The sequence below is a fragment of the Sorangium sp. So ce185 genome, assembly GCF_051526825.1.
Taxonomy (GTDB): domain Bacteria; phylum Myxococcota_A; class Polyangia; order Polyangiales; family Polyangiaceae; genus Sorangium; species Sorangium cellulosum_D.
This window is the reverse complement of the sequence record NZ_CP150316.1, coordinates 2320527-2344816: the sequence shown is the minus strand read 5'-3', so window position 1 is coordinate 2344816 and position 24290 is coordinate 2320527. Positions and strand designations below refer to the sequence as shown.

Sequence of the window (24290 nt, the reverse complement as noted above, 5' to 3'; positions counted from 1 at the left end):
CGAGGTCGAGCAGCCTGCGCGCTCGCCCGGAAGCGCGGAGCAGCGCGCTGCGCGGAGCCGCGCGAGCAAGCGTGCGCCGCGAGGGACCGGACGGGATACATCGAGCGCCCGTTCCACGGAGTTCGATCCAAAGGGCGCCAAGGTGCCCAAAGGCGCCCAGGGTGCGCCGGCGCCTCGCGCGCTGCGCGTCCGCAGAGCCCAGCTCGACGAGCGACCGCTCGCCGCTCGAATGAGCGTTGAGCCCGGCGGTCGGCCGATCGAGCGTCATCGAGCGTCGATGCGCCGAGAGGGCCGCGTGGCTGCCCGCCCGGCCCGAAGGGCCGAAGAGGGTTGAAGCCGAAGTGGAAGCGTGGACCGGTGTTCCCGCGGCGTCGTGAGGCCGAGGCCTCTCGACTAGCGCACACACGCACCCGGCTTTATGATCCGTGAAGTGCGCGAGGGGGACGCGTATGACTCGGGCGGAGACGACCGAGATTCACCGCTGCGGCCGCTTTCGGCTCCGCAGGCTCACGCTCGCCGGCAGGACGGTCGTGCAGAAGACCGTCCGCGGGACCCCTCCGGCCCCGGGTGCCGCGGCTTTGCTGCTGCGCGAGCACGCCTTCCTGCGCCGGCTCGACGTGCCGGGGATCGCTCGGCCCCTCGCCCTGGAGGGCCCGGAGAGCGCGCCCGCGCTCCTCCTCGAGGACGCGGGCCCCGAGGATCTCGAGCGGCGGATCGGCCGAGGGCCGCTCGCGCTCGACGCGTTCTTCCACGTCGCCGTCGCGCTCGCCGACGTGTGCGCGCGCATCCACGCGGGCGGCGTCGTCCACCGCGCGATCGCCCCGAGCCGCGTCGTCCTCGGCGCGGATGGGCAGGTCACCCTCGTCCATTTCGCCGACGCGGCCGAGCTCACGAGCGCGCCCGGCGCCGTGGAGCTCGAGAAGCTGAAGGCGCTCCCCTTCCTGTCCCCCGAGCAGCTCGGGCGCACGGGCCGGTTCGTCGACACGCGCTCGGACCTGTACGCGCTGGGCGCGACCTTCTACGCCATGCTCATCGGCGCGCCGCCGTTCCAGGAGCTCGATCCGCTCGCGCTCGTGCACGCCCACATGGCGAGGAGCCCCGTGCCCGCGCACGCGGTGAGCCCCTACGTGCCAGCGGCGCTCTCCGAGATCGTGCAGCGGCTCCTCGCCAAGATGCCGGAGCTGCGGTACCAGAGCGCCGAGAGCCTCGCCCAGGACCTGCGCGAGGCGCGGCGGCGATGGCTCGCCGCGGGCGACGTCGCGCCGTTCGAGCTCGGCCGCCTCGACCTCGCGCGGCGGCTCCCGCTGCCCGAGCGCCTGTTCGGGCGCGCGCGAGAGCTCGCCGCGCTGCACTACGCGCTCGCCCGCGCCGCGGAGGGCCGGACGGAGCTCGCGCTGGTGACCGGAGATGCGGGCATCGGGAAGACCGCCCTCGTCAGGGCGCTCGGAAGCGCGGTCGCCGAGCGGGGCGGGCGGTTCATCGAGGGCAAGTTCGATCTGCGCGCCGCCAACGTGCCCTACGCCTCGCTGGCGGAGGCGCTCCGCGGCCTCGCGGCCGCGCTCCGCGCCGAGCCGGAGGACAGCCGCGCAGCGCTCAGGGAAGCGGCGAGCGCGCCCTGCCGCGCGCTCGCCGAGCTCTGCCCGGAGCTCGCCGACCTGCTCGCCGCTCCGCCCGAGCTGCCCGCGGCGGATCCGAGGCGCGCGGAGAGCCGCTTCCTGCTCGCGATCCAGGGCTTCGTGCGCGCGGTGGCCGCCCAGCGGCCGCCGCTCGCGATCTTCCTCGACGATCTCCAGTGGACCGACGCCGCGTCGCTGCGCGTCCTGCGCGCGCTGGCCGCGGATCCAGGCAGCCGCCACGTGCTGCTGATCGCGGCGTACCGGCCGAAGGAAGTCGGCCTCACGCACCCGCTCCAGGGCGCGCTGGAGGAGCTCCGGCAAGCCGAGATCCCGACCACCCGCGTGCCGCTCGGCCCCCTCGACGCCGAGGCGATCGTCGCGCTGCTCGCCGGCGCGCTCCGCTGCGAGCCGGAGCGGGCGCGGCCGCTCGCGGAGCTCATCCTCGTCAAGACCGCGGGCAACCCGTTCTTCATCCGCCAGCTCCTCCGATCGCTCCAGGAGAAGCGGCTGCTCCTCTTCGACGCAGGCCGCTCGACATGGACGTGGGACCTCGGCCGGATCGAGCGGGTCGGGGCCACCGACAACGTGGTCCAGCTCATGGCGGAGTCCGTCCGCAAGCTGCCCGAGGAGGCGCAGGAGCTCCTGCAGATCACGGCGTGCATCGGCAAGCGCGCGGCCCTCGAGATCGTCGCGGCGGTGTCGGGACGGTCCGTCGACGAGGCGCTCGCGTCGCTCGGCAAGCCGCTCTGCGAGGGCCTCCTCCTGCCGGACAGCGCGCGCGAGCGCGGCGCGGAGCTCGCGATCCGGTTCGCCCACGATCGCGTCCAGCAGGCCGCCTACGAGCTCGCGCCGGCGGAGCGGCGGGGGCAGCTGCACCTCGAGATCGGCCGCTTCCTCCTCGAGGCCTCCCCGGGCGGCGGCGCGGAGGGCGCGCTGTTCGACGCCGTGGACCAGCTGAACCTCGGCCCGGCGCCGCTCGATCCGGAGCAGCGCGGCCGCCTCGCGGAGCTGAACCACCGCGCCGGCCTCAAGGCGCGACGCGCCGCGGCCTACGGCCCGGCGCTCGCGTACTTCCGCAGCGGCCTCCGCCTGCTGCCCGAGGGCGCCCCTCGCTCGTGCTACGCGCTCTGGTTCTCCCTCCACCGCGACGCGGCGGAGTGCGCCGCGCTGACCGATCAGCACGCCAGGGCCCGCGCGCTCGTGGAGGAGGGGCTCCGCCACGCGGCGTCGATCCCCGAGCGGGTCGACCTGGAAGCGCTCCGGATCATGAGCGCGACGATCACCGGCGAGCACGATCTGGCGCTCGGCTGGGGGCGCGACGCGCTGCGCGCGCACTTCGGGGTCGAGCTGTCCGCGGCGGATCTCGACGAGGAGATCGCGGCGCAGCGGCGGGCCATCCGCGCGCACCTCGGGGCGCGCTCGCCCGAGTCGCTCGTCGACCTCCCGCGCGCGACCAGGCCGGAGGAGCGGGCCCACATGAAGCTCCTCGCCGAGATGGTCGCCCCCGCCTGGTTCGCGGACCGGAAGCAGCTCTTGCTCCTCACCTCCCTCGGCGTCCGCCTCGCGCTGGAGCACGGCAACGCGAGCGCGTCGATCCTCCCCTACGCAGGGCACGCGATGCTCCTGGCGGCCGAGGGCGAGCTCTGGTGCGCCCAGGGCTTCGGCCGGCTCGCCGTGGAGCTCGCGCAGATGTTCGAGGATCGCGCCCAGGAGACGATCGCCCGGTACATGGTCAACGAGTTCGTTCGCCCGTGGGTCGCCCCGCTCGCCTCGAGCGCGGGGTCGTTCCGCGAGATCGTCGCGCTGGGCCTGTCGTCCGGCGAGCTCCGCTTCGCCTCCTACGCGCGCACCGGGCTCGTGGAGCACTCGTTCGCCGCAGGGGTGGAGCTCGATCGCGTGCTGGTCGATCTGAACGACGCGATCGCGTTCAGCCGGCAGACCGGCAACAGGTCGACGCTCTTCTACCAGCTCGCCTACCGGCAGACGATCCGGTGCCTCAAGGGGCTGACGAGGCGCCGAGGCGCGGCCGACGACGCCGAGTTCGACGAGACGGCCTTCTTCGAGGCGGCGCAGAGGGAGCCGCCGGCGAGGTGCGTGTACCATATCCTGCGCCTCCAGGCCTCTTACGTGTACCGGGACCTGGCGCAGGCCACCGCCCACTCCGACGCGGCGGTCCCGTGCATCCACTTCATCAGCGGCTACATCCCCGAGTGCCAGCACGCGCTGTACACCGCGCTCACCCTGCTGCAGCGGTGCGATGAGGCCGACGAGCCGGAGCGGGCCGCGCTGCTCGCGCGCGCGGCCGACCTCCGGCGCGTCCTGCAACGGTGGGAGTCGGGCTGCGCGGAGAACTTCCTCCCGCGGCGGCTCCTCGTCGACGCGGAGATCGCCCGCGTCGAGCGCGAGCTCGAGCTCGCCGGCGCGCGGTACGACGAGGCCGTCGACGCGGCGACGCGCGGGGGGTTCCTTCAGCTGTCGGCCCTCGGCAACGAGCTGGCCGGGCGCTTCTACCACGGGCTCGGGCGGGCGCGGATCGCGGCGCTGTACCTGCGCGCCGCGCGGCAGGGGTTCGCCCGGTGGGGCGCCTCCGAGAAGGCGCGCGCGCTCGCGGACGAGTTCGGGCTCTCCGGGCCCTGCGAGGAGCCCGAGCTCGCCGAGGAGCGGCTGCCGGCGGTCGCCCTCGACGCGCTCAGCCTGCTCAAGGCCGCCGAGACGCTCTCCGGAGAGATCGTGCTCGATCGCCTGCTCGAGAAGCTCCTCGGCGTCTGCCTGGAGGCCGCCGGCGCGCAGCGCGGGGCGCTCGTGCTCGAGGAAGAGGGGGAGCTCTTCGTCCGGGCCCTCGGGTCCGTCGCCGCCCCGGTCTCCATCGAGCGCGCGCCGCTCTGCCGGTCGCGCGAGGTCCCGCGGCGGGTCGTCGAGCACGCGCACCGGGCGCAGGAGACCCTCGTGCTCGACGACGCGGCCAGCGAGCCGGAGCAGGGCCGCGATCCCCGCTTCGCCGACGGCGGATCGAGGTCGGTCCTGGTCCTGCCCATCCGGCGGAACGAGGCGCGGCTCGGGGTGGTCTACCTCGAGAACGACCTCACCACGCAGGCCTTCACGCGCGACCGCGTCCACGTGCTGGAGCTCCTGTCGGACCAGATCGCGATCGCCCTGGAGAACGCCCGCCTTTACCGCGAGGCGCAGCACGCGATCCGCGTGCGCGACGACTTCCTCAGCGTCGCGTCGCACGAGCTCCGCACGCCCGTCACCTCCCTGCGCCTCGGCATCCAGGCGCTGCTCCGGCGCAACGGCCACGCGCCCGACGATCGCGTCGGGCGCGCCCTGCACAGGCTGGATCGGCAGGTGCAGCGGCTCACCCGGCTGATCGACGATCTCCTGGACGTCTCGCAGCTCCACACCGGCCGGCTGGAGCTGCACGTCGAGCCGGTCGACCTCGCGGAGGTCGTGGACGAGGTCGTGGAGCGGCTCGGCGAGCGCGTGGCGCAGTCGGGCTCGCCCCTGAGCGTGCGCGCCGAGCCGTCGATCGTGGGGTCGTGGGACCGGAGCCGGCTGGAGCAGGTGGTGTCGAACCTGCTCGACAACGCCCTCAAGTTCGGCGCGGGCAAGCCGATCGAGATCACGGTCGCGCGGAAGGGCGGCGCGGCGGAGCTCGTGGTGCAGGATCAGGGCATCGGGATCCCGGCCGCGCGCCTCCCCTACGTGTTCGATCGGTTCGAGCGCGCGGTGTCGAGCCGCCACTTCGGGGGGCTCGGGCTCGGGCTCCACGTCGTGAAGACCATCGTGGAGGCGCTCGGCGGCGCGGTGCGCGTCGAGAGCCGCCAGGGCGAGGGCGCGCGCTTCACGGTGGAGCTGCCCTGCGAGCCGCCGGCCGCGAGCCGGACGGCGCCGGCGTCGCTCGGCGGCCCGGGCCCCTGACGCGCGCCGGCCCGGGGACCGCTACGGCCTGCGCGCCGGCGGCTGTGGGACCATGAGGATGTACGGCGTCTCCGGCTCCGCTCCCGGCGGCACCGCCTGCGGCGCGCGGGCGCCCTTCGCGCCGAGGCTCCGGATGAAGCGGTACATCGCCACGAGGTCGCGCTCGTGCATGGTGGCGTAGTTGAGCCAGGGCATCGGCGGGCGCCCGACGGCCGCGCGGAACATCCTCACCCACGCGTCCTCGCTGAGGTCCTGGACGGAGAGCCGGAGGTTCGCCGCGTAGCTCGTCCCCCACGGACCGCGGTAGCCGACGCCGTTGCCCGTCAGCCACTCCGAGGCCGGGAGCCTGCCGCTCGATCGATCCCAGCCCGGCGAGTGGCAGTCGTTGCACCCGCCCACGAGGATCAGGTACCGGCCCGCCTCCTCCGGGCTCGCCGCGGTCACGTGCGGCGTGGCGGGCGGCTGAGCACAGTCGGCACAGCCGATCACCGCCGCCAGCGCCGCGCCCGGCAGCCCGCGCACAGCCCGGCGCGCCGCGCGCAGCCGCGCGGCGGAGGACCTCGATCCAGCGCGCATTTCCCTCTCCATCCCGGCCATTTCATCCGCCGTGCAGCGCGCATACCCGGCCGCGGCGCCGCGCCGGACGGAGCGCGCCCGCCGCCGCCCGGGCGCGCCGCGCCGGCTCACCGGCGGCCCGCGCGGGCCGCCCTGCGCGGCGCCGCCATGAGCGGACGGAGGCCGTTCACGCAGGCGAGGACCGCGGAGCCGTTGTTCATGAGCGTCGCCGCGACCGGGTTGAGGAGGCCGGGGATCGACAGCGCGTACGCGACCGCGTTCACGGCGAGGATCATCGAGAAGTTCTGGTGGATGATGCGCATCGCGCCGCGCGAGATGTCGATCGCCTCGACGAGCTTCGACAGGTCGTCCTCCACGAGGACCACGCCCGCCGTCTCCCGGGCGATCTCCGCGCCCGCGGACACGCTGATGCCGATGTCGGCGTACGAGAGCGCCGGGGAGTCGTTGATGCCGTCCCCCACGACCGCGACCGTGCGGCCCTCCTGCGTCAGCCGCCGCGTGATCTCCGCCTTGTCCTCGGGCAGCATCTCCGCGAAGTACCGCGTGATGCCGAGCTCGAGCGAGACCTGCCGGGCCACCTCGCGGCTGTCGCCCGTCAGCATGACGATGTCGTCGATCCCGCGCTCGCGCAGGCTCCGGATGGTCGCGCGGCTCTCGGCCCGGATCGCGTCGCGGTAGGCGAGCGTGGCGACGTGCTGCCCGTCGACGGCGAGGAAGAGGAGCGACTTCGCCGACGCCTCGAGCGCCTGCCGCGCGCCGGCCTCGGCGCGGCACGGGACGCCGAGCTCCTCGATGAAGCGCGGGCTGCCGAGCTGGACGACCTTGCCGAGGACCCGGGCCTGCACGCCCCGGCCGACGAGGTAGCGGGACTCCTCCCGGTCCGGGACCGACAGCCGCCACGCCTCGGCGAGGCGGAGCACGGCCTGCGAGACGGGGTGCGTCTGCCGCGCGGACACCGCGGCGGCGAGCGTCGCCGCCTCGCGCTCGGACAGGGCGTCGTGGACGAGGAAGTCGGTCACCTCGGGCACGCCGGAGGTCAGCGTGCCGGTCTTGTCGAACACCACGGTCGACACCCGCGCGAGCTTCTCGATGTACGCGCCCCCCTTGATGAGGATGCCGCGCCGCGCCGCGGCGTTCATCGAGGCGAGCACCGTGGTCGGGGCCGAGACGCGCGGGCCGGTGCCGAAGTCGATGGTCAGGATGGCGGACACGCGGCCGAGGTCCCGCGTCGCCGCGAGCACGATCGCCGAGCACGCGAGCGCCGGCGGGACGAGCCGGTCCGCCACCACCTCCGCGTAGTTCTGCGCGCGCGTCTCCAGCGCGGGCGCGTTCTCGATGAGCCGCGCGGTGCTCGCGGCGGTCGTGTCGCCGCCGACGCGCTCGGCGCGCACGTACAGCTTGCCGTCCTTGATGACGGTCGCCGCGAAGCAGCGGTCGCCGGGGCCCTTGAGCACCGGCATCGACTCGCCGGTCAGCGTCTGCTGGTCGACGAGCCCCTCGCCGTCCGTGACCGTCCCGTCGACCGGGATCACCGAGCCGGTGTAGATGACGACGACGTCCCCCACGGCGAGCTCGGCCACCGGGACCTGCACCTTCGCGTCGCCGCGCACCACCCAGGCGAGGTCCTGCTGGTAGCCGAGCAGGCCGCGGATCGCGCGCCGGGCGCGGGCCTGGGTGAGATCGCGGATGTGATCGCCGAGCGTGACCAGCCAGATGATGCCGGCCGCGTTGATGGCGTCGCCGGTCGCGACGGCCGAGGCGATCGCCAGGCTGTCGAGCAGGTCGACGTTGAGCTTGCGCTGCCGGGCCACCGACTGCCACGCCCGCTTGAAGATGGGCGCGCACGTCGCGGCGATGAACGGGTACGCGAGGAGCGGCGAGACGAAGCCGAGCGAGAAGAGCATGCCGGCGCTCGACAGGTAGAGCGGGCGCCTCGCCAGGGCCGACGCGCGGCGCGCCTTCCTGGCGCCGCGCGCGGCGCGCAGCGCCCCCCGCGGGGCCGGCGCGGCGGAGGCCGCGTCCGCGGCGCGCACGATGGCGCCGACGTCGACGATCCGCGGGTCGTGCTCGACGACGGCGCTCGACGCGCCCTCGGCGATGCGCACGGACAGGACCCCCGGCACGGCGGCGAGCTCCGCCTCGAGCAGCGGGCCGAACGCCTCGTCCCGCCCGATCCGCGGCAGCCGCAGGCGGACCCTGCCGGGGATCGCGTGGACGACCGAGACCGCGCAGGTCCCGCTCGACAGGAGCGCCGCCATGGTCACCCCGCCTCGCCGCCGGCCGGCGCGCCCGAGCCCGCGAGGAAGCCCTGGATGCGGGCGTGGTTCAGCACCACGAAGGCGTCGACCCCGTACTTGATGAGCGTGATCCAGTGGGGCATGCCCGGGGAGCGCCGCAGCAGCACCTGGAGCATCCCGGAGCCGACGAGGAGCGCCGGGATCACGATCTTGAGGTCGACCTGCGGCGGCGGGACGGCCTGCGACGCCGCGTTCAGCCGGCCCGCGGCCTGGACCACGAGGCGCGCCGTCCGGCCGGGGCTCGGCGGCTCGGCGGGCGCCGCGCAGCGCGGCGGCGGGGGCGAGAGCGCGTCGATCGGGTGACAGCCGCAGTCCGCGAGTTCCGGGATGCTCGCGAGCTCGGAGAGGACGATCTCCAGCGGGACGTCGGGCTCGTGCTCGACCGTGAGGCTCCCGGCCCACGCGCTCGCCCGCGCGTCGACGACGCTCGGGCAGGCGCGCGCCGCCTCCGCGATCTCCTCCGCCCTCGACGGGTCCCCCCGCAGCGCGGGGACGCCGAGGCGCACGCGCCCGAGAACTCTGTGGATGATGACGACCCCTCGATCGCTCGGCATGGCTCACCTCCCGGCCGGCCGGGCCGGGTCACCGGAACACCCTCTCGTCAGGCCGCGGGCGGCTCGATCTCGGCGCGCGCGTGCGCCCGCGCGCCGCCCGCGCCGGCGCGCTGCTCTTGCCGGGCCATCTCCTCCCTCACCTCGGCGATGAGATCGCCGAGCCGCTCCCTGCCCTCGCCGAGCGCGCTTTTGAGCGCGTCGGCGGCGACGAAGCCGAACCGCAAGGCCCTCTTGACGGTCGGACGGGTGATCCTGGTCAAGCTGGCGAGTCCCACGCCGATGATGATGCCGAGCCCGAGGCGTTCCATCCCCCCTCCTCTTCTCGAAATCCACGACCGGCGGCGCCCGGCGGCGCCGCTGCAACACAAAGCATCGGAACCACAGAGGCACAGAGGCACAGAGGACACGGAGAGAGACAGAAGAAGCGCTCTGTCCCTCCGTGCTCCTGTGGCTGATCCCTGGGGTTCTTGGCTGTTCGGGACGCTAGCGACGCGCGATGTCGGCGCCGCGCGGCCACGGCCAGGACGGGCGACGTCGCGCGGGCGGCGGCGCCGGATCCGGAAACTTGGGAGGGCGCCTTCGAGCGAAGATCACTGCTTCCGCGACTTCCGTGAGAGCACCCACGCATGATTTGTAACACCGTAGTCTCTCGATCGCCATGTACATTTCATGTCCACTCGACACCTGACTTGCGCGCTGACGGAGCGCCCTGCGCTGTCACGCGCTGTTACCGCTGTTACCGCTGTTACCCGCTGTTACGCGCTGTTCTGCACGGTTCAATACGGCCGTGCGCGGGCGTCCGAGGCGCGCCGCCGCGCCGTCACGTCAGCGCGATCGGCGCGGGCAGATGGGGCGCGGCGTGCGCGGGACCGCGCCGCGCCGGCCGCGGACGCCCGCGTGTCCGTCGCTTCCAGCCGGCGAGCGACCGTGGTAAATTTGTGGACATGCAAGCGGGGCAGCAAGAAGAGCCGGCGACGGAGAGCGGCGGCTCTCTGCTCGAGGAGATCCTGGCGGAGGCGGGGATCCCCCCGGCCAACGAGGCCTACCAGGACGTGAAGCGCGGCGTGGAGGCCGCGCTCGACAGGGTGGCCGGCCGGCCGGACGCCGGCCCGGCGCTCGACAACGCCCTCATCGACCTGTGGATCGCCGAGATCGACCTGCGGCTGTCGCGCCAGATCGACGAGATCCTGCACCACCCGGCGTTCCAGCGGCTGGAGGCCGCGTGGCGCGGCCTCAAGTTCGCGGTCGATCGCATCGACTTCCGCGAGAACATCCGGATCGAGGTCCTCAACTGCTCGAAGGACGACCTGCTCGCGGATTTCGAGGACTCGTCCGAGATCGTGAGGAGCGGCCTTTACAAGATCGTCTATTCGTCGGAGTTCGGCTCCTTCGGCGGCAAGCCGTTCGCCGCCGTCATCTCGAACTACGAGTTCGGCCCCGGGCCCCAGGACATCGCGCTCCTCCAGAAGTGCGCGGCGGTCGCGACGATGGCGCACGCGCCCTTCCTGGCCGTCGCGGGCCCGCAGTTCTTCGGGCTCGCGGACTACCGGAAGGTGCCGCACCTCGGCGACGTCAAGGCGCTCTTCGAGGGGCCGCAGTACGTGAAATACACCTCGTTCCGCGAGTCCGAGGACGCCCGCTACGTGGGCCTGCTCCTCCCCCGCTTCCTCCTGCGCCTGCCCTACGGGGCGAGCACCGTCCCGGTCCGGGCGTTCTCCTACGAGGAGGACGTCGTCGGCAACCACGCGGCGTATCTGTGGGGCGCCCCCACCTACGCGATGGCGACCCGGCTCGCCGAGAGCTTCGCGCGCCACCGCTGGTGCCTGCACATCATCGGCCCGCAGTCAGGGGGCACGGTCGAGGGGCTCACGCTCCACGAGTACGATGCGCTGGGCGCCATCCAGACGAAGATCCCGACCGAGATCATGCTGACCGAGCGCCGCGAGTTCGAGCTCAGCGAGGAGGGCTTCATCGGCCTCACGTTCCGCAAGGACACGGACAACGCCTGCTTCTTCTCCGCGAACTCGGTGCAGAAGCCGAAGTTCTTCGGGCAGAGCGAGGAGGGGCGCGCCGCGGAGATCAACTACCGGCTCGGCACGCAGCTGCCCTACGTGCTCCTCGTCAGCCGGCTCGCCCACTACCTCAAGGTGATGCAGCGGGAACAGATCGGTACGTGGAAGGAGCGCGGCGATCTCGAGCGCGAGCTGAACAGCTGGCTGAACCAGTATGTCGCGGACATGGATGTCGTGTCGCCCGCCGTGCGCTCGCGCAGGCCGCTCCGCAAGGCGCGGACCACGGTGACCGAGGTGGAGGGGAGCGCGGGCTGGTACCGGGTGCACCTCGAGGTGCGCCCGCACCTCAAGTACATGGGGGCGTACTTCACCCTGAGCCTGATGGGGAAGCTCGACCGGGAGTGAGGCCGCCCGCGCCTCGGGCGACGGCGGCCGAGGGCCGAGGGGGCGATGGCTGGCCTGCGTCGCGGGCTCCGCGCGGCCGGCGGTCGCTGTCCGCGCAGCGCGCGGTTCGTGGTAGAGCGCCGCATGCGCACGCAACGACCGCTCGCAGCCCCCCTCGCGATCACCCTGGCCCTCTCTGCGCTGCCGGCCTGCGGCCCGGCCGCGGGCCCGCCGCCGCCGCCCCCCTCGGCCGTGAAGGCGGCGGCCCCTCCGCCTGCGCCGCAGGGCCTCCCGATCGTCGAGACGAAGCTCGAGAACGTCGGGCTCGACGAGGCCGCGCTCGACCGCTCGGCCAACCCCTGCGAGGACTTCTATCAGTTCGCCTGCGGCGGATGGCTGGCGAAGACGGAGATCCCGGGCGACGAGGCCATGTGGATGCGGAGCTTCAACGAGATCGAGCAGCGCAACGAGGCGGAGCTCCGGCGCATCCTCGAGGAGGCGGCGCAGGCCGGCGACCGGGATCCGGTGAGCAAGAAGATCGGGGCCTACTACGGCGCGTGCGTCGACGAGGCCGCGATCGAGGCCGCCGGCGCGAAGCCGATCGCGGATCTCCTCGCCAAGGCGCGGCGGGTGCGCGACCCGAAGAGCGTCGGGGCGCTCGTCACCGAGCTCCACAGCCGCCGCATCTGGGCGCTGTTCGACATCGCCTCTGCGCAGGACATGAAGGACGCGACGCGCGTCATCGCCCAGCTCGACCAGAACGGGCTCGGCCTGCCGGACCGCGACTACTACCTGAACGAGGACGACAAGTCGAAGGCGCTCCGCAAGACCTACGAGGAGCACGTCGCGCGGATGATGCGGCTCGCCGGGGCCCAGGAGGCCGCGGCGAAGGCGGCGGCGGTCGACGTGGTGCAGATCGAGACCGAGCTCGCGAAGATCTCGAAGACGCGGGTCGAGCGGCGGGACCCGAAGGGCCTGTACAACAAGATGGATCGGGCGGCGCTCGCGAAGGCGGCGCCGGATTTCCCCTGGGACGCGTACTTCCAGGGTCTCGGCCGCCCGGACATCAAGGAGGTGAACGTGACCTCCGTCCGGTTCTTCGAGGGGCTCTCACGGCTGCTCAAGTCGGAGAAGCCCGCCGCGTGGCAGAATTACCTGGCGTGGCACGTGGTGCGCTCCCTCGCGCCCGCGCTGTCCAAGGCGTTCGTCGACGAGACCTTCACGCTGCAATCGGCGTTCACCGGGCAAAAGGAGGTCCGGCCGCGCTGGAAGCGCTGCGTCGACGCGACCGACAACGCGCTCGGCGAGCTGCTCGCGCAGCCGTTCGTCAAGACGAGCTTCTCCGGCGAGAGCAAGCCCGCGGCCGAGGCGATGGTGCGCGCGATCAGCGAGGCGTTCGGCCGCGAGGTGCGGGCGCTCGACTGGATGGATGAGGGCACGCGGCAGCGCGCGCTCGCCAAGCTCGGCGCGATGGCGTACCTCATCGGGTATCCCGACAAGTGGCGGACGTACGATTTCGAGGTCGATCCCAAGTCGTACGCGAAGAACGCGCTGGCGGCGCGCGCCTTCCACACGCGGTGGGATCTCGGGAAGATCGACAAGCCGGTCGATCGCGACGAGTGGCAGATGAGCCCGCCCTCGGTGAACGCCTATTACGATCCGCAGCGCAACCACATGGTCTTCCCCGCCGGCATCCTCCAGCCGCCGTTTTACAGCGTGAAGTCCGGCGTCGCGGTGAACCTCGGCGGCATCGGCATGGTCGTCGGGCACGAGCTCACGCACGGGTTCGACGACGAGGGCTCGCAGTTCGACCAGAAGGGCAACCTGGAGGACTGGTGGTCGAAGGAGATCGCCGCGGCGTTCAAGGCGAAGACCGAGTGCGTCGAGGCGCAGTACTCGGGCTACGAGGCGCTGCCGGGGGTGAAGCTGAACGGCAAGCTGACGCTGGGCGAGAACATCGCGGACCTCGGGGGCCTGAAGCTCGCGTTCGCGGCGTACCGCACGATGCGCAAGGGCGCGGCGGAGCAGACGGTCGCGGGCGGGTTCACCGAAGATCAGCAGTTCTTCCTGGCGCACGGGCAGGCGTGGTGCGGCAAGATGCGCGACGAGGCGCTCCGGCTGATGGTGCAGGTGAACCCGCACTCGCCGCCGCGGTTCCGCGTGAACGGGCCGCTCGCGAACCTGCCGCAGTTCGCCGAGGCCTTCAAGTGCGCGCCCGGCACGCCGATGCGGCCGGCGAAGATGTGCTCGGTCTGGTAGCCGCGGCCGGCGTCCTTGGAGAGAGGAGGAACCATGATCCTGATTGGCCAGTACGACTCGCCGTTCGTGCGCCGCGTCGCCGTGGCGCTCCAGCATTACGGGCTCGCGTACGAGCACCGCCCGTGGTCGGTGTGGGCCGACGCGGAGTCCATCGCGAAGTACAACCCGCTCCGGCGCGTGCCCGTGCTCGTGACGGACAGCGGGGAGTCGCTCGTCGAGAGCGCGGCGATCCTCGACGCCCTCGACGACCTGGTGGGGCCCGATCGCGCGCTCCTTCCGCGCTCGGGCGAAGCGCGCCGCGCCGGGCTGCGGGTCTGCGCGCTCGCCACGGGGCTCGCCGACAAGGCGGTGAGCCTGCTCTACGAGCACGTGCTGCGCGCGGGCGACCGCCGCAGCCAGGTCTGGGTCGACCGCTGCGCCGCGCAGCTCGGCGAGACGCTCGATCTCCTGGAGCGCGAGCGCGCCGCCCGGGGCGGCGATTTCTGGTTCGGCGCCTTCACCCACGCCGACATCGCGGTCGCCTGCGCGCTGCGGTTCATCGGCGAGGCGCACCCGTCCGTCACCGACGCGGCGAGGCGGCCGGCGCTGGCCGCGCACGCGGCCCGCTGCGAGGCGCTCCCGGCGTTCGCGGCGGTGGTCCAGCCCCTCCACGTGGCCGTGAAGGCCTCCTGACGCGCGGCTGCTGCTGGAGCAACACCCCTACGGATCGTCTGTTGCTCCGCCAGCAGCCGGCCCTGGCGATGGCCCCGTCGCTCCGACCGCTCCTGCCAGCGCCACGGCGTCGGCCGCCGAGGCCGAGCGCGCAGCATCGCTGACGTTCTACCGAGCCTTCAGCGCGCCGCGCCTACCGCGGCTGCGCGACCATCGCGCTCCCGCCGTGACGTCGGACCGGCTCGGCGACCGCGGTCACGGTGCCATCGCCGTGGAAGCGGAGGGCGGTGGCCGCGCCGATCTCGCCGCCCAGCGTGGCCGCGTCGGAGAGGGCGTGGCCCAGCGACGCGAGCCCCTCGGCCTCGGGGGCGCTCAGGAACGCCGTCTCCGCGTCGGTCGATCCGTCGCCGGAGTTGCGCTGCGAGAGGCGCGGCGCCGAGAGCGCCTCGTCGATGGGGAGGCCGAGGTCGATGTGATTCACGAGGATCTGCAGCACCGTGGTGATGATCGTGGACCCGCCCGGAGAGCCCAGCGCGAGCGCGGGCTTTCCGTCCTTGAGGACGATCGTCGGGCTCATGCTGCTGCGCGGGCGCTTGCCCGGCTCGGCCACGTTGGGGTGCGGCGCGCTCGGGTCGGGCGGGATGGTGAAGTCGGTGAGCTCGTTGTTCAGCAAGAAGCCGTAGCCGGGGACCACGATTCCGTTGCCGCCCTCGTACTCGATGGTGCACGTATAGGACACGATGTTGCCGGCGGCGTCGCTGACGGTGATGTGGGTCGTCTCGTTGTCGTCCGCGTCCTTCGGGCCAGCGCTCCCGCCCTTCGCCGCCCGGGCGCGGCCCGGCGCGGGGCTCGGATCGCTCTGGAACGCGTAGGGGTCGCCCGGCGCCGCCGCGGCGGAGGGGGCCGCCGCGAGGTCGATCAGCGCGCGCCGTGAATCGGCGTAGTCCTTCGAGATCAGCCCCTTCACGGGGGCGTCCACGAACTCGGGATCGCCGAGGAGAGCGCCGCGATCGGCGAACGCGAGCCGCGAGGCGCCGAGGTAGCGGTGGAGCACCTCGACCGGCGTGAGGGTCGCCATGTCGTAGCCCTCGAGCAGGTTGAGCGCCTGCGCGACGGCGATCCCGCCGCTGCTCGGGAGGCCGACGCCGTAGATGGTGTAATCCCGGTACGTGGTCGAGAGCGCCGGGCGGACGCGGGTCTCGTAATCCCGGAGGTCGGAGAGCTCGAGCACCCCGGCGCGGACGTCGAGCGCGCTCCCGAGCTCGACCGGAGGCTCCTTCACCGCGGCGACGATGGCCGCGGCGAGCTGTCCTTCATAGAAGGCCTTCTCTCCGCCCTCGGCGATGAGGCGGTAGGTGGCGGCGAGGTCCGGGTTCTTGAAGAGGGTGCCGAGGGGCCACGGCTCCGCGTCGGGCCCCAAGAAGAGCGCCTTCGTGCTCGTGATCGCCTGAAAACGCGAGAGGTTCCGCTGGGTCTGATCGAAGAAGGTCTCGTCGACGTCGAACCCCGCTTCCGCGACCTGGATGGCCCGCTGGAGCACGTCCCCGAGCCCGAGGGTGCCATAGCGGCGGAGCGCGTCGCTCCAGCCCCGCACGGCGCCGGGGACGCCGACCGACAGGCCGCTGGTGACGAGCTCGTCGAACGGCACGGGGGCGCCGTCTTCGTAATAGAGCCGCGCCTCGAGCCGCGACGGCGCCGTCTCGCGGTGATCGAGGGCGATCACCTCGTCCCCGTCGGCGAGGTAGATGAGCATGAAGCCGCCGCCGCCGATGCCGCAGGAGAACGGATCGGTCACGCCCAGCACGCCCGCCGCGGCGACCGCGGCGTCGACGGCGTTGCCGCCTCGCTTCAGGACCTCGATGGCGGCCAGCGTGCCGCGGAGATCGACCGTCGCCGCCGCCCCGCGCTGCCCGGTCGCCGTCGGCGCGATCGTCGGGAGCTGGGCGAAGAGATCGCCCTCGGCGCCGCCCCCGGAGGCGTCCGGCGCCGCCCCCGCGTCGCTCCGATCGGCACCGCCGGCGCCGATCGGAGCGAGCTTTTCGTTCGGGCTGCACGCGGCGCAGAGGAGGAGGAGACCGACGAGGGGCGTGGTGTTCTTCATGGCTTCTCTCGCGAAGAGCGCCGGGCGCGGCCACGCTGGGGCGTCCTGCCTCACGGGGCGACAGCGGCCGTGAAGCTCTGTCCAGGAGCAGCGATGTGGCGCTCGCCGCCGCCCGGAAACTCACAATGCAATCGCCGTACCGGCGCCCGCGGCCGGCCCGCGAGCGCCCGCGGCCGGCCCGCGAGCGCCCGCGGCCGGCCCGCGAGCGCCCGCGGCCGGCCCGCGATCGAGCGGACCGGCGCGGTCGGGCCGGCGCGGATCGGCGAGGGATTGGCGACATCCCCCCGCCGGCCGGCGCCGGGCGCCTGCGCGGGCCTCAGCGCTCGGGGAGGCGCAGCGCGGCGAGCCGATCCATCGATGCCTGACTCACCTCTTCTGGCAAGCCGGGGAAGATCTCCGCGGCGCTCGCCGGGATCGCCGCGGGGTGCACGATGCCCACCTGGACGGTGCGCTTCGCCTCGTCGAGCAGGATGAAGAAGAACCGGTCGTCGAGGGGACGCCGCCACACCGGGCAGCCTCCGCCCGGGTCGTCGGCGTCGAGGACGGCGCCGGCGTCGAGCGCGGCCTGTCCGCACGCGTCCAGCAGATCTGCGGTGTCGGGGAACGACGCGACGTCGCAGCGCTGCTTGCCGCAGACGCTCCCGCCCAGGTGGCCGACCTGGTACGAGCGGAGCCCGGTGCTGAGGATATCCCGGTTGCCGTACTCGAGCCCTTCGGCCTCCGACACCGTCTCGAAGACGTTGATTTCCCCGCAGCCGTCCCCCACCCCGGGGTCGGTGTTCGCATAGCAATGGCAAGGGTGATACTTGCCCCAGCCGTCGCGCATCAGCTCCGACGCCGAGAACCCGACCCACGGCGCGTCGGTCCAGCCGTCGCTCGGGCCGTCGGCGCAGCTGAGCTGCGCGAGCGCCGGGTCGTCCGCGTAGGGCATCGACGCGAGCAGCACCACGAGCTTCGAGCCCTCCCAGCCGTGGTAGTTCACGTCGGGCCCGCCAGAGGGGCAGTACGGATCGCTGCCCGGCCCGCAGGGGAAAGGCGCGTCGCGCATCGCATACCAGTGGCATGCATTGCCCAGATCGCCGGTGAACGCGCCCGCGCCGTCCGGCCCGGTGAGCTTGAGGTCCGCGAGCGCCTGCGGCGCGCGGCGATCCCAGAATGAGCGACGCACCCAGCGATCGCCGGCGCCTCCGGGCTGGTAGACGGCGAGCTGCTTTACGCGGAGCGGCCCTCGCAAGATGAGGGTCATCTGCTCGTTGAAGGGCGAGAGCGACGCGCTCGTGACCTCGTGGCGCGTACGGCAGCAGAACTCGTCGCCCCAGGAGAAGTTGAGCGTCGTCGACTCGACGTCGCAGCGCGGGTCGCCCGGCTCCGCCTCGATGCGGCGACCCCAGTAGCCGGGCGCGCCGATGTTCTGGAACGTCATCGTTCCTCCGCGGGTCACCGGCCCGACATTCTCCGTCGGATAGGGATCTCCGCCCGGCGCTCCCCCGCTCCCGGCGCCGGCCCCGCCGGTCCCCGCGGCTCCGGTCCCCGCGCCGGCTCCGGTCCCCGCGGCGCCGCCGGTCCCCGCGGCGGCTCCAGTGCCGCCGTTCTCGCCGTGAGCGCCGCCGCTCCCGCCCGGCGTCCCGCCTCCGCCCCCGCAACCGGCCGCCGCCATGGCGAGCCCGAGCGCGGCCGCCGTCCCGAAGAGATCCCGTTCGACTCGCCTCTTCATGCGCTGCCTCCGTGCCCCCCAGGTCCTCGATCATCGCGAACAGCTGCTCCCGTCGAGAGCGCGCGCTGCGCGAGCGCGCGCAGGTCGGAGAGGCTCGCCCCCTCGAGCGGCGCGGTCCCGGCGTCCAGGGGCGCGGCGGCCTCGCCGCGGCCGAGCTCCTCCAGGAGCCAGCGCCCCGTGAGGACGTCGCCGCCGAGCCATGCGCGCGCCGGCGCCTCGCCGAGCGCCGCGGCCTCGATCCAGCCGATGGGCACGCGCGCGACCACGGCGGCGCCGGCGCCCGGCGGCGCCGGGTCGTCGGGCGCGGTGATGGGCTGGAAGGGCCCCTCGCCGAGCTCCGGCGCCTCGCCGCCGTCGACCCGCGGGAGCCCCGCGCCGAGCGCGACCGCGTCGACCACGGCCTGCGCGAGCGCCTCGAGCGAGCTCCGCGCCGGGAGGACCTCGGCCAGCGCCGCCGGCGCCTTGCCCAGCCAGCGGTCGACGGCGCGCTCGTCGGGCGCCGCGAGCTCCGCGGGGACCGCGAGCGGCGCGTCGTGGCCGGCGAAGACCTCGATGAGGACCGCGCCGTCGCGCGCGGCCTCGACGCCGAGCAGCGCGGCGGGGCGGCGCTGCAGCGCGATCCACTCGCGCCCGCCGTAGTGCGCGGGCGCGCCGGCGCGGGCGAAGCCCTTGAGGAAGCCGCGCACATTGCGGTTGAGGAGCGTCCGGGCCGTGGCGTCGGGCGCGAGCGCGGCCACGTGCGGCAACGCCAGGGTCCACACGACGCCGCGCCCGCCGAGGAAGGCGGCGGTGCCGGTCGTGGCGCGCCGCACGACCGGCACGCCGCGCGCCGCGCAGGCCGCGAGGTCGACCACGCGCGCGGCGCGCTGCAGCGCCCCGAGCACCACGGCGGGGCCGTCGACGAGGCTCGCGGCGAGCCACGGCGCCTCCGGCGCGGCGCGGGCGCGGGCGAGCAGCGCCGGGCCGAGCGCGAGCGCGACGGCGAGGGGGCGATGGGCAGGCGGGAGGGAGCGCATGGCCCCGCGGGGCGGCGCCGGTGTTACCATCGCTCCATGTTGACCGAAGAGGAGCTGGCAGAGCAGCGCGTCGGCACGCGGATCGGCCCGTGGGCGGTGGAGCGCGTCCTTGGGGTCGGCGGCATGGCGAGCGTCTTCTTCGGCCGCCGCGCCGACGGCTGCGTGGCGGCGGTCAAGGTCCTGCACGCCGAGCTCGCCAGCATCGACGAGGTGCGCAAGCGGTTCCTGCGCGAGGGGCCGATCGGGAACGCGCTGGCCGCCGTGGCGCCGCTCTGCGAGGGGCTCCCCCAGGTGCTGGAGTCCGGGGCCACCGACGACGGCGCGGTCTACATGGCCATGGAGATGCTCGAGGGAGAGACCGTGTTCGACCGCATGGTCCGGCACGGGACGCTCCCCGTCGGCCAGGTGATCGCGCTCGCCGAGCGGGTCCTCGACGTGCTGATCGTGGCGCACGAGCACGGCATCGTTCACCGCGATCTCAAGCCCGAGAACCTGCACATCGGCAACGACGGGCGCGTGCGGGTGCTCGATTTCGGCCTCGCGCGCGTGCTCGACCCGCTGCTCGAGGACGTCGCCGGCGTGCCCGAGATGACGAAGACGAGCACCGGCGTGTCGATCGGCACCGACGATTACATGGCGCCCGAGCAGGCGCTGGGCCTCATCCGCGAGATCGACGGCCGGACGGACCTGTTCGGCCTCGGCGCGACGATGTTCCGCCTGCTCGCGGGGCGCACGATCCACGGCAACCTGGACGAGGCGCGCCTGCTCATCGCCGTCGCCACCGAGAAGGCGCCGCCGCTGGCGCAGCACGCCCCCACGGCGCCGCCGGGCCTGTGCGCCGTGGTGGACCGCGCCCTCGCCTTCCTCAAGCAGGAGCGGTACCCCGACGCGCGGACGATGCGGGGCGACCTCGCCGCGGTGCGCGGCGGGCGCGAGCCGCCGTATGCGACGGCGGCGGCGGCGAGGGGGCGGGCGTAGCGCCCTAGCCTCCGCTGCCTGCAGTCGGCTTGCGCGCCACCACCCACAGGAACGGCACGGTCACGCCGTCTTCGTGCTCGTCGACGACCTCGGCGTCCAGGAGATCGAGCCCGGCCTGCCGGACGAGGGCGCGGTTCGTCTCCGCGTCGAAGTGGCTGAAGAACATGGGCGCGCCGAGCCAGTCCGCCTCGACCGTGTCGGGCGAGTCGCTCGCGCCCATCGTCGCCAGCAGCAGCCCGCCTGGGCGCAGCCATGCGGCGATGCGCGCGAGCAGCTCCGCGTGCTGGTCGCGCGGCACGTGGGTGATCGCGTAGAAGGCGGTCACCGCATCGAACGTCGCGGGCGCGACGTCGAGCGCGGTCATGTCGGCCTGGACGAAGGTCGCCGTCGGGACGTGCTGGCGCGCGAGGGCGATCTGCGCGGCCGAGATGTCCACGCCGGTGAGCCGGCACCGCGCGGCGAGCGCGCGGCTCACGGGCACCCCCGCGCCGCAGCCCAGCTCCAGCACGCTCGCGCCCGGCGGCACCAGATCGAGCAGCCGGCCGAGGTAGCGCATGCGCTGCGGCGACGGCTGGAGGCCGCTCCAGGCCAGGTAGCGCGGCGCGATGGTATCGTATCCATCCGCCACGATGCGCTTGGGATCGTCGCTCATCGGTGGGAGAAAGCAGACCAAAACGATCTGCAGAGATCAATCGTGAATCACCGCGCTCGTCTCGAGATCACCTTCGAGGCTCCGCGTCGCCTTCGGCGCCCTCGCCCCCTGGAACCAGCTGGCGCGCCAGAGCTCCAGCCTGGTGAGCCGCGCGGCGCGGTGTAGACTGACAGCATGCTGCGAAGATCCAACGCTCGACTCCGGCACGGGCCCAGGGGCCCGCAGGCCGCAGGGCTCCATCGCGCGGCGCCCGCCGGCGAACGCGCGGCGCTCATCGCCAGCCAAGCGGAGGCCGAGGGATGCACGGACGCGGCGTTTCCCGGCCTGAAATTCGTCCGTGTGTCGCGCCCGACGACCTGTCGGATCCTGCATGCCCTCGGTCCGGCGCTCACCGTGGTTGGTCAAGGCAGGACGACCGCGCGGTTCGACGAGGTCGAGCTCGAGTACGACGCCTCGCGCTATGCGGTCGTGGCGCGGGACGCGGCGTTCGAAGAAGCGATAACGGAGGTCGACAGCGCCTCTCCGTACCTCGCCATGAGCCTCGAGATCCCGCCGGACGTGATCGCCAGGATGCTGCTCGCGCTGGCCGACGCGAGCGCCGAGCCTAGGGCCGAGTCGGCTCCCGCCGTCGTCTCGGACCTCGACACGCCGATCGAGGACGCCGTCGTCCGGCTGCTCCGCGCGATCCGCGACCCGGTGGAGCGCCGGATCGTCGCCCCCCTGGCGTTCGAGGAGCTCGTCTTTCGCCTGCTCCGCTCGGAGGCCGCCGCGATGGTTCGAGGCGCCGTGGGGCGCGACCGCGACGCGGACAAGATCCACGCGGCGATGCGCTTCCTCCGCGCGAACGTCGAGCGGCCGCTGTCCGTGGAGGAGGTGGCGCGGCACGTCGCCATGAGCCCGTCGCATTTCGCGCATCGATTCCGCGCCGTCGCCCGCGTCTCTCCGATGCGCTACCTGAAGCAGCTGCGCCTCCAGCACGCGCGCGCCCTCCTGCTCTCTGGCCTGCGCGCGAGCGAAGCGGCGCAGCGCGCCGGGTACGAGAGCGCCTCGCACTTCACCCGCGACTTCAAGCGCCGCTTCGGCGCCGCGCCGGGCGACTACGCCGAGCGCCTCCGGAAGCCGTAGCGCGCCGGATCGCAGGATCGGGCAAGAGAAGCGCAGCTCTCGCCCTGCCCCACCCCCGGGCGCGACCATAGACTCCCGCCATGATCATCCTCACCGGCGCCACGGGGCACCTCGGCTCGTCCGTCCTCAAGCACATCCTCACGCTGGTCCCCCCCTCCGAGATCATCGTCTCGTTGCACAACCGCCTGGCTCGCGCAGAGCTCGAGAAGGCGGGAGTGCAGGTGAGGTCGGGAGACTATACCGACCCCAGATCCCTGGAAGGCGCGTTTCGAGGTGGAGACAAGCTGCTGATCGTCTCTCATCCGTCCTTCTCCGACGACCTGCGCGTCACGTCGCACAAGAACGCGATCGACGCAGCGGTGACGGCGGGGGTGAGGCATGTCTACTACACCTCTCTCGCCTTCGGGCGAGAGAGCAAGGCAGCCGTGATGAGGGCGCACCTCGACACGGAGGCGTACCTGAGATCGCGCGGGATCACCTACACGATCCTCCGAGAAGGCGTGTACATGGAGAGCTTCCCCGTCTTTCTCGGCTTCTTCGGCGCCGGACACGACGAGGTCGTCGTGCCGGGCGACGGTGGGGTCGCCTGGGCCGCGAGGGACGACCTCGGAGAGGCGACGGCGAGGATCGTCGCGGGCGGCGGATACGAGAATGAGACGATCGCCCTCGTCGGGCCAAAGGCGTACACGCTGGAGCAGACCACCGCGCTCATCTCGTCCATCCTCGGCCGCGAGATACGCTTCTCGCTGGTGAGCCAGGACGAGTTCGTGCGGCGGAACAGCGCGAACGGAGATGTCGCGAGGTTCTGGGCGTCGACGTATCCGGCGCTGGAGGCAGGCGAGGCGTCCAGCGTCAATCCGCTCCTGGGGGCGGTCCTCGGGCGGCCGCCCGTGCCCTTCGCGTCGAGGTTGAGGGAGCTGCTCGAGCTCGAAGCGGAGCCGCGGAAGGAGCTCTCCAGCTGGATCGACAACGGACGAGGGCCCGCGCGCTGAGCGCTGCCCCCCTCGGCCGCTCACCTCCGCGGCGCGCGGAGGCGTCGACGCCTCAAGCTTCCTCTCGCAGCCCTCGTGGCGCTCCCCGCTCGTGGGTGACCCGGGGATTGACGAGCTACGCCGCGCGGCGCTAAGCACGAAGGAGCACCGTCATGATCATCCACCACACCGGAATCGGCGTCTCCGATGTCGCCCGTTCGGCAGCGTTCTACGACGCCGCGCTCGGCGCGCTCGGCTACCGTCGGGTCATGCAGCTGCCGGAAGACACCGGCGCCGATGCCCTGGGTTACGGCGTCGACTATCCGGCCTTCTGGATCGACCGGTTTCACCCCCACAGCACGCGGAACCATACGGCTTTCGCGGCGCGCAGCCGCGCGGAGGTCGATGCCTTTCATGCGGCGGCGTTGAGGTCGGGCGGCACCGACAACGGCCCGCCTGGGCTGCGCGATACCGCGGAAGGGTATCCGCCCGGCTACCACGCGGCGTTCGTGCTCGACCCGGACGGCAACAACATGGAGGCGCTCTTCATGGAGCGCGGCTCAGCGGCGCCTTAGCTCGCGACGGGCTCGCCTGGCTCCTGCCATGTCCACCCGCGCCCGATCAGCGCTGCAAGCCTTCGTCGTCGCCGCCGTCCTGCTGACCCTCCTCGCGCTCGGCGAGGCGGCGCGCCCCGCCGCGCGGAGCCTCTCACCGCGCGACATCGCCCAGGGCGTCGCCGCCGGCGGCGGCATCTTGCTCGGCAGCATCGCCGTCATGCTCGCCGTGTTCCGGGAGCGCTGGACCACGCTCGGCTTCCGGCGCGAGGCGCCGGCCGCCGTCCTCGGCTGGGGCCTGCTCGGGCTGATCGCCAGCTACCTGCTCGCCGGCGCGGGGACGGTCGTCTATGGGCTGACAGCGGGCGTCTCCCCGGAGCAGCTCGCCGCTCAGAAGACCGCCGCGCTCAGCGGCTTCTCCGAGCTTCCGCCGGCGCTCATCCTCCCGCTCGCGCTGTTCACCGGCACGTACGAAGAGCTGGTCTTCCGCGGCTTCTTCATCTCGCGCCTGCGCGCCGCCCTGTCCCCAAACCCCCACGACCCCGCCGCCGCCGCCGGCGCCGTCGTGCTGACGTCCGCCCTGTTCGCGATCGGCCACTTCTATCAAGCCACGCTCGGCGTCGTGCAGACCTTCGCCATCGGCCTGGCGCTCGGGACGCTCGCGGTGCGACGGGACAACGTCTGGCCGTGCGTCGTGGCGCACGCGGGCATCAACCTGATCGGGATGCTCGCGCTGCGGCTCGCTTGAAGCGGCGCCCCGCGGCCCGTCCTCGTCGTGAAGGTAGCGGGGTTGTCACGCTGGCACGTGACATGTCGTGCGGCGCGCTCCGAGGACAGCGATCTTCCTGGGCGATCGCCGGTCGAGCCTCTCGCTGGATGACCCGCCGCGCTCGGCTCCCCTGGCCGCGTTGA

17 protein-coding genes are annotated in these 24290 nt (G+C 73.3%); 9 read left to right on the top strand and 8 right to left on the bottom strand.

Translation table 11 applies throughout. The features are described 5' to 3' along the window. Nucleotides 1–449 precede the first annotated feature (449 nt). On the top strand, nucleotides 450–5534 hold the full coding sequence (locus WMF26_RS08650) for a sensor histidine kinase (protein ID WP_437999927.1): 5085 nt from the start codon (nucleotides 450–452) through the stop codon (nucleotides 5532–5534). Between the two features lie 21 nt (nucleotides 5535–5555). On the opposite strand, the gene WMF26_RS08645 is transcribed toward WMF26_RS08650, so the two are convergent. The 4 genes from WMF26_RS08645 to WMF26_RS08630 form a co-directional block, all read right to left on the bottom strand. Further along, on the bottom strand, nucleotides 5556–6110 hold the full coding sequence (locus tag WMF26_RS08645) for a cytochrome C (RefSeq protein WP_437999926.1): 555 nt from the start codon (nucleotides 6108–6110) through the stop codon (nucleotides 5556–5558). Between the two features lie 107 nt (nucleotides 6111–6217). Continuing rightward, entirely contained in the window at nucleotides 6218–8368 is a 2151-nt protein-coding gene (locus tag WMF26_RS08640; RefSeq protein ID WP_437999925.1) for a heavy metal translocating P-type ATPase, read from the bottom strand. 2 nt (nucleotides 8369–8370) lie between these two features. Continuing rightward, nucleotides 8371–8961 (bottom strand): hypothetical protein, encoded by a 591-nt coding sequence (locus WMF26_RS08635; RefSeq protein ID WP_437999924.1) that lies wholly within the window; start codon nucleotides 8959–8961, stop codon nucleotides 8371–8373. A 47-nt stretch (nucleotides 8962–9008) separates the two neighbouring features. Continuing rightward, entirely contained in the window at nucleotides 9009–9269 is a 261-nt protein-coding gene (locus tag WMF26_RS08630; protein WP_437999923.1) for a hypothetical protein, read from the bottom strand. A gap of 636 nt (nucleotides 9270–9905) precedes the next feature. Here WMF26_RS08630 and tssC point away from each other — a divergent pair. The 3 genes from tssC to WMF26_RS08615 all read left to right on the top strand — a co-directional run bounded on the left by tssC (nucleotide 9906) and on the right by WMF26_RS08615 (nucleotide 14288). Beyond that, the gene (gene tssC / locus WMF26_RS08625; protein ID WP_437999922.1) at nucleotides 9906–11378 is read left to right on the top strand and encodes a type VI secretion system contractile sheath large subunit; all 1473 of its coding nucleotides are present in this window, start codon (nucleotides 9906–9908) and stop codon (nucleotides 11376–11378) included. A 123-nt stretch (nucleotides 11379–11501) separates the two neighbouring features. Beyond that, on the top strand, nucleotides 11502–13616 hold the full coding sequence (locus tag WMF26_RS08620; protein WP_437999921.1) for a M13 family metallopeptidase: 2115 nt from the start codon (nucleotides 11502–11504) through the stop codon (nucleotides 13614–13616). 33 nt (nucleotides 13617–13649) lie between these two features. Further along, the gene (locus WMF26_RS08615; RefSeq protein WP_061629692.1) at nucleotides 13650–14288 is read left to right on the top strand and encodes a glutathione S-transferase family protein; all 639 of its coding nucleotides are present in this window, start codon (nucleotides 13650–13652) and stop codon (nucleotides 14286–14288) included. A gap of 172 nt (nucleotides 14289–14460) precedes the next feature. Here WMF26_RS08615 and ggt read toward each other — a convergent pair whose 3' ends face one another. The 3 genes from ggt to WMF26_RS08600 form a co-directional block, all read right to left on the bottom strand. After that, on the bottom strand, nucleotides 14461–16368 hold the full coding sequence (gene ggt, locus WMF26_RS08610; protein WP_437999920.1) for a gamma-glutamyltransferase: 1908 nt from the start codon (nucleotides 16366–16368) through the stop codon (nucleotides 14461–14463). Nucleotides 16369–16684: 316 nt separating this feature from the next. Beyond that, a complete protein-coding gene (locus tag WMF26_RS08605; protein WP_437999919.1) occupies nucleotides 16685–18082 on the bottom strand; it encodes a DUF2403 domain-containing lipoprotein in 1398 nt (465 codons plus the stop codon). Next, entirely contained in the window at nucleotides 18079–19098 is a 1020-nt protein-coding gene (locus WMF26_RS08600; RefSeq protein ID WP_437999918.1) for a lipoyl protein ligase domain-containing protein, read from the bottom strand. Before WMF26_RS08600 ends, WMF26_RS08605 begins: the two co-directional genes overlap by 4 nt. Before the next feature lie 36 nt (nucleotides 19099–19134). On the opposite strand from WMF26_RS08600, the gene WMF26_RS08595 reads away from it, so the two are divergent. Next, a complete protein-coding gene (locus tag WMF26_RS08595; protein ID WP_061623696.1) occupies nucleotides 19135–20076 on the top strand; it encodes a serine/threonine-protein kinase in 942 nt (313 codons plus the stop codon). Nucleotides 20077–20080: 4 nt separating this feature from the next. Here WMF26_RS08595 and WMF26_RS08590 read toward each other — a convergent pair whose 3' ends face one another. Further along, complete coding sequence (locus WMF26_RS08590; RefSeq protein ID WP_437999917.1) at nucleotides 20081–20728, bottom strand: class I SAM-dependent methyltransferase; 648 nt, start codon at nucleotides 20726–20728, stop codon at nucleotides 20081–20083. Nucleotides 20729–20902: 174 nt separating this feature from the next. Here WMF26_RS08590 and WMF26_RS08585 point away from each other — a divergent pair, with 174 nt between their 5' ends. The 4 genes from WMF26_RS08585 to WMF26_RS08570 all read left to right on the top strand — a co-directional run bounded on the left by WMF26_RS08585 (nucleotide 20903) and on the right by WMF26_RS08570 (nucleotide 24126). Further along, nucleotides 20903–21853, top strand: a complete 951-nt coding sequence (locus tag WMF26_RS08585; protein WP_437999916.1) for an AraC family transcriptional regulator — start codon at nucleotides 20903–20905, stop codon at nucleotides 21851–21853. 80 nt (nucleotides 21854–21933) lie between these two features. Continuing rightward, nucleotides 21934–22845 (top strand): SDR family oxidoreductase, encoded by a 912-nt coding sequence (locus WMF26_RS08580; protein ID WP_437999915.1) that lies wholly within the window; start codon nucleotides 21934–21936, stop codon nucleotides 22843–22845. A 155-nt stretch (nucleotides 22846–23000) separates the two neighbouring features. After that, on the top strand, nucleotides 23001–23399 hold the full coding sequence (locus WMF26_RS08575) for a VOC family protein (protein WP_438002389.1): 399 nt from the start codon (nucleotides 23001–23003) through the stop codon (nucleotides 23397–23399). A gap of 28 nt (nucleotides 23400–23427) precedes the next feature. Further along, nucleotides 23428–24126 (top strand): CPBP family intramembrane glutamic endopeptidase, encoded by a 699-nt coding sequence (locus WMF26_RS08570; RefSeq protein WP_437999914.1) that lies wholly within the window; start codon nucleotides 23428–23430, stop codon nucleotides 24124–24126. The last annotated feature ends 164 nt before the right edge of the window (nucleotides 24127–24290 follow it).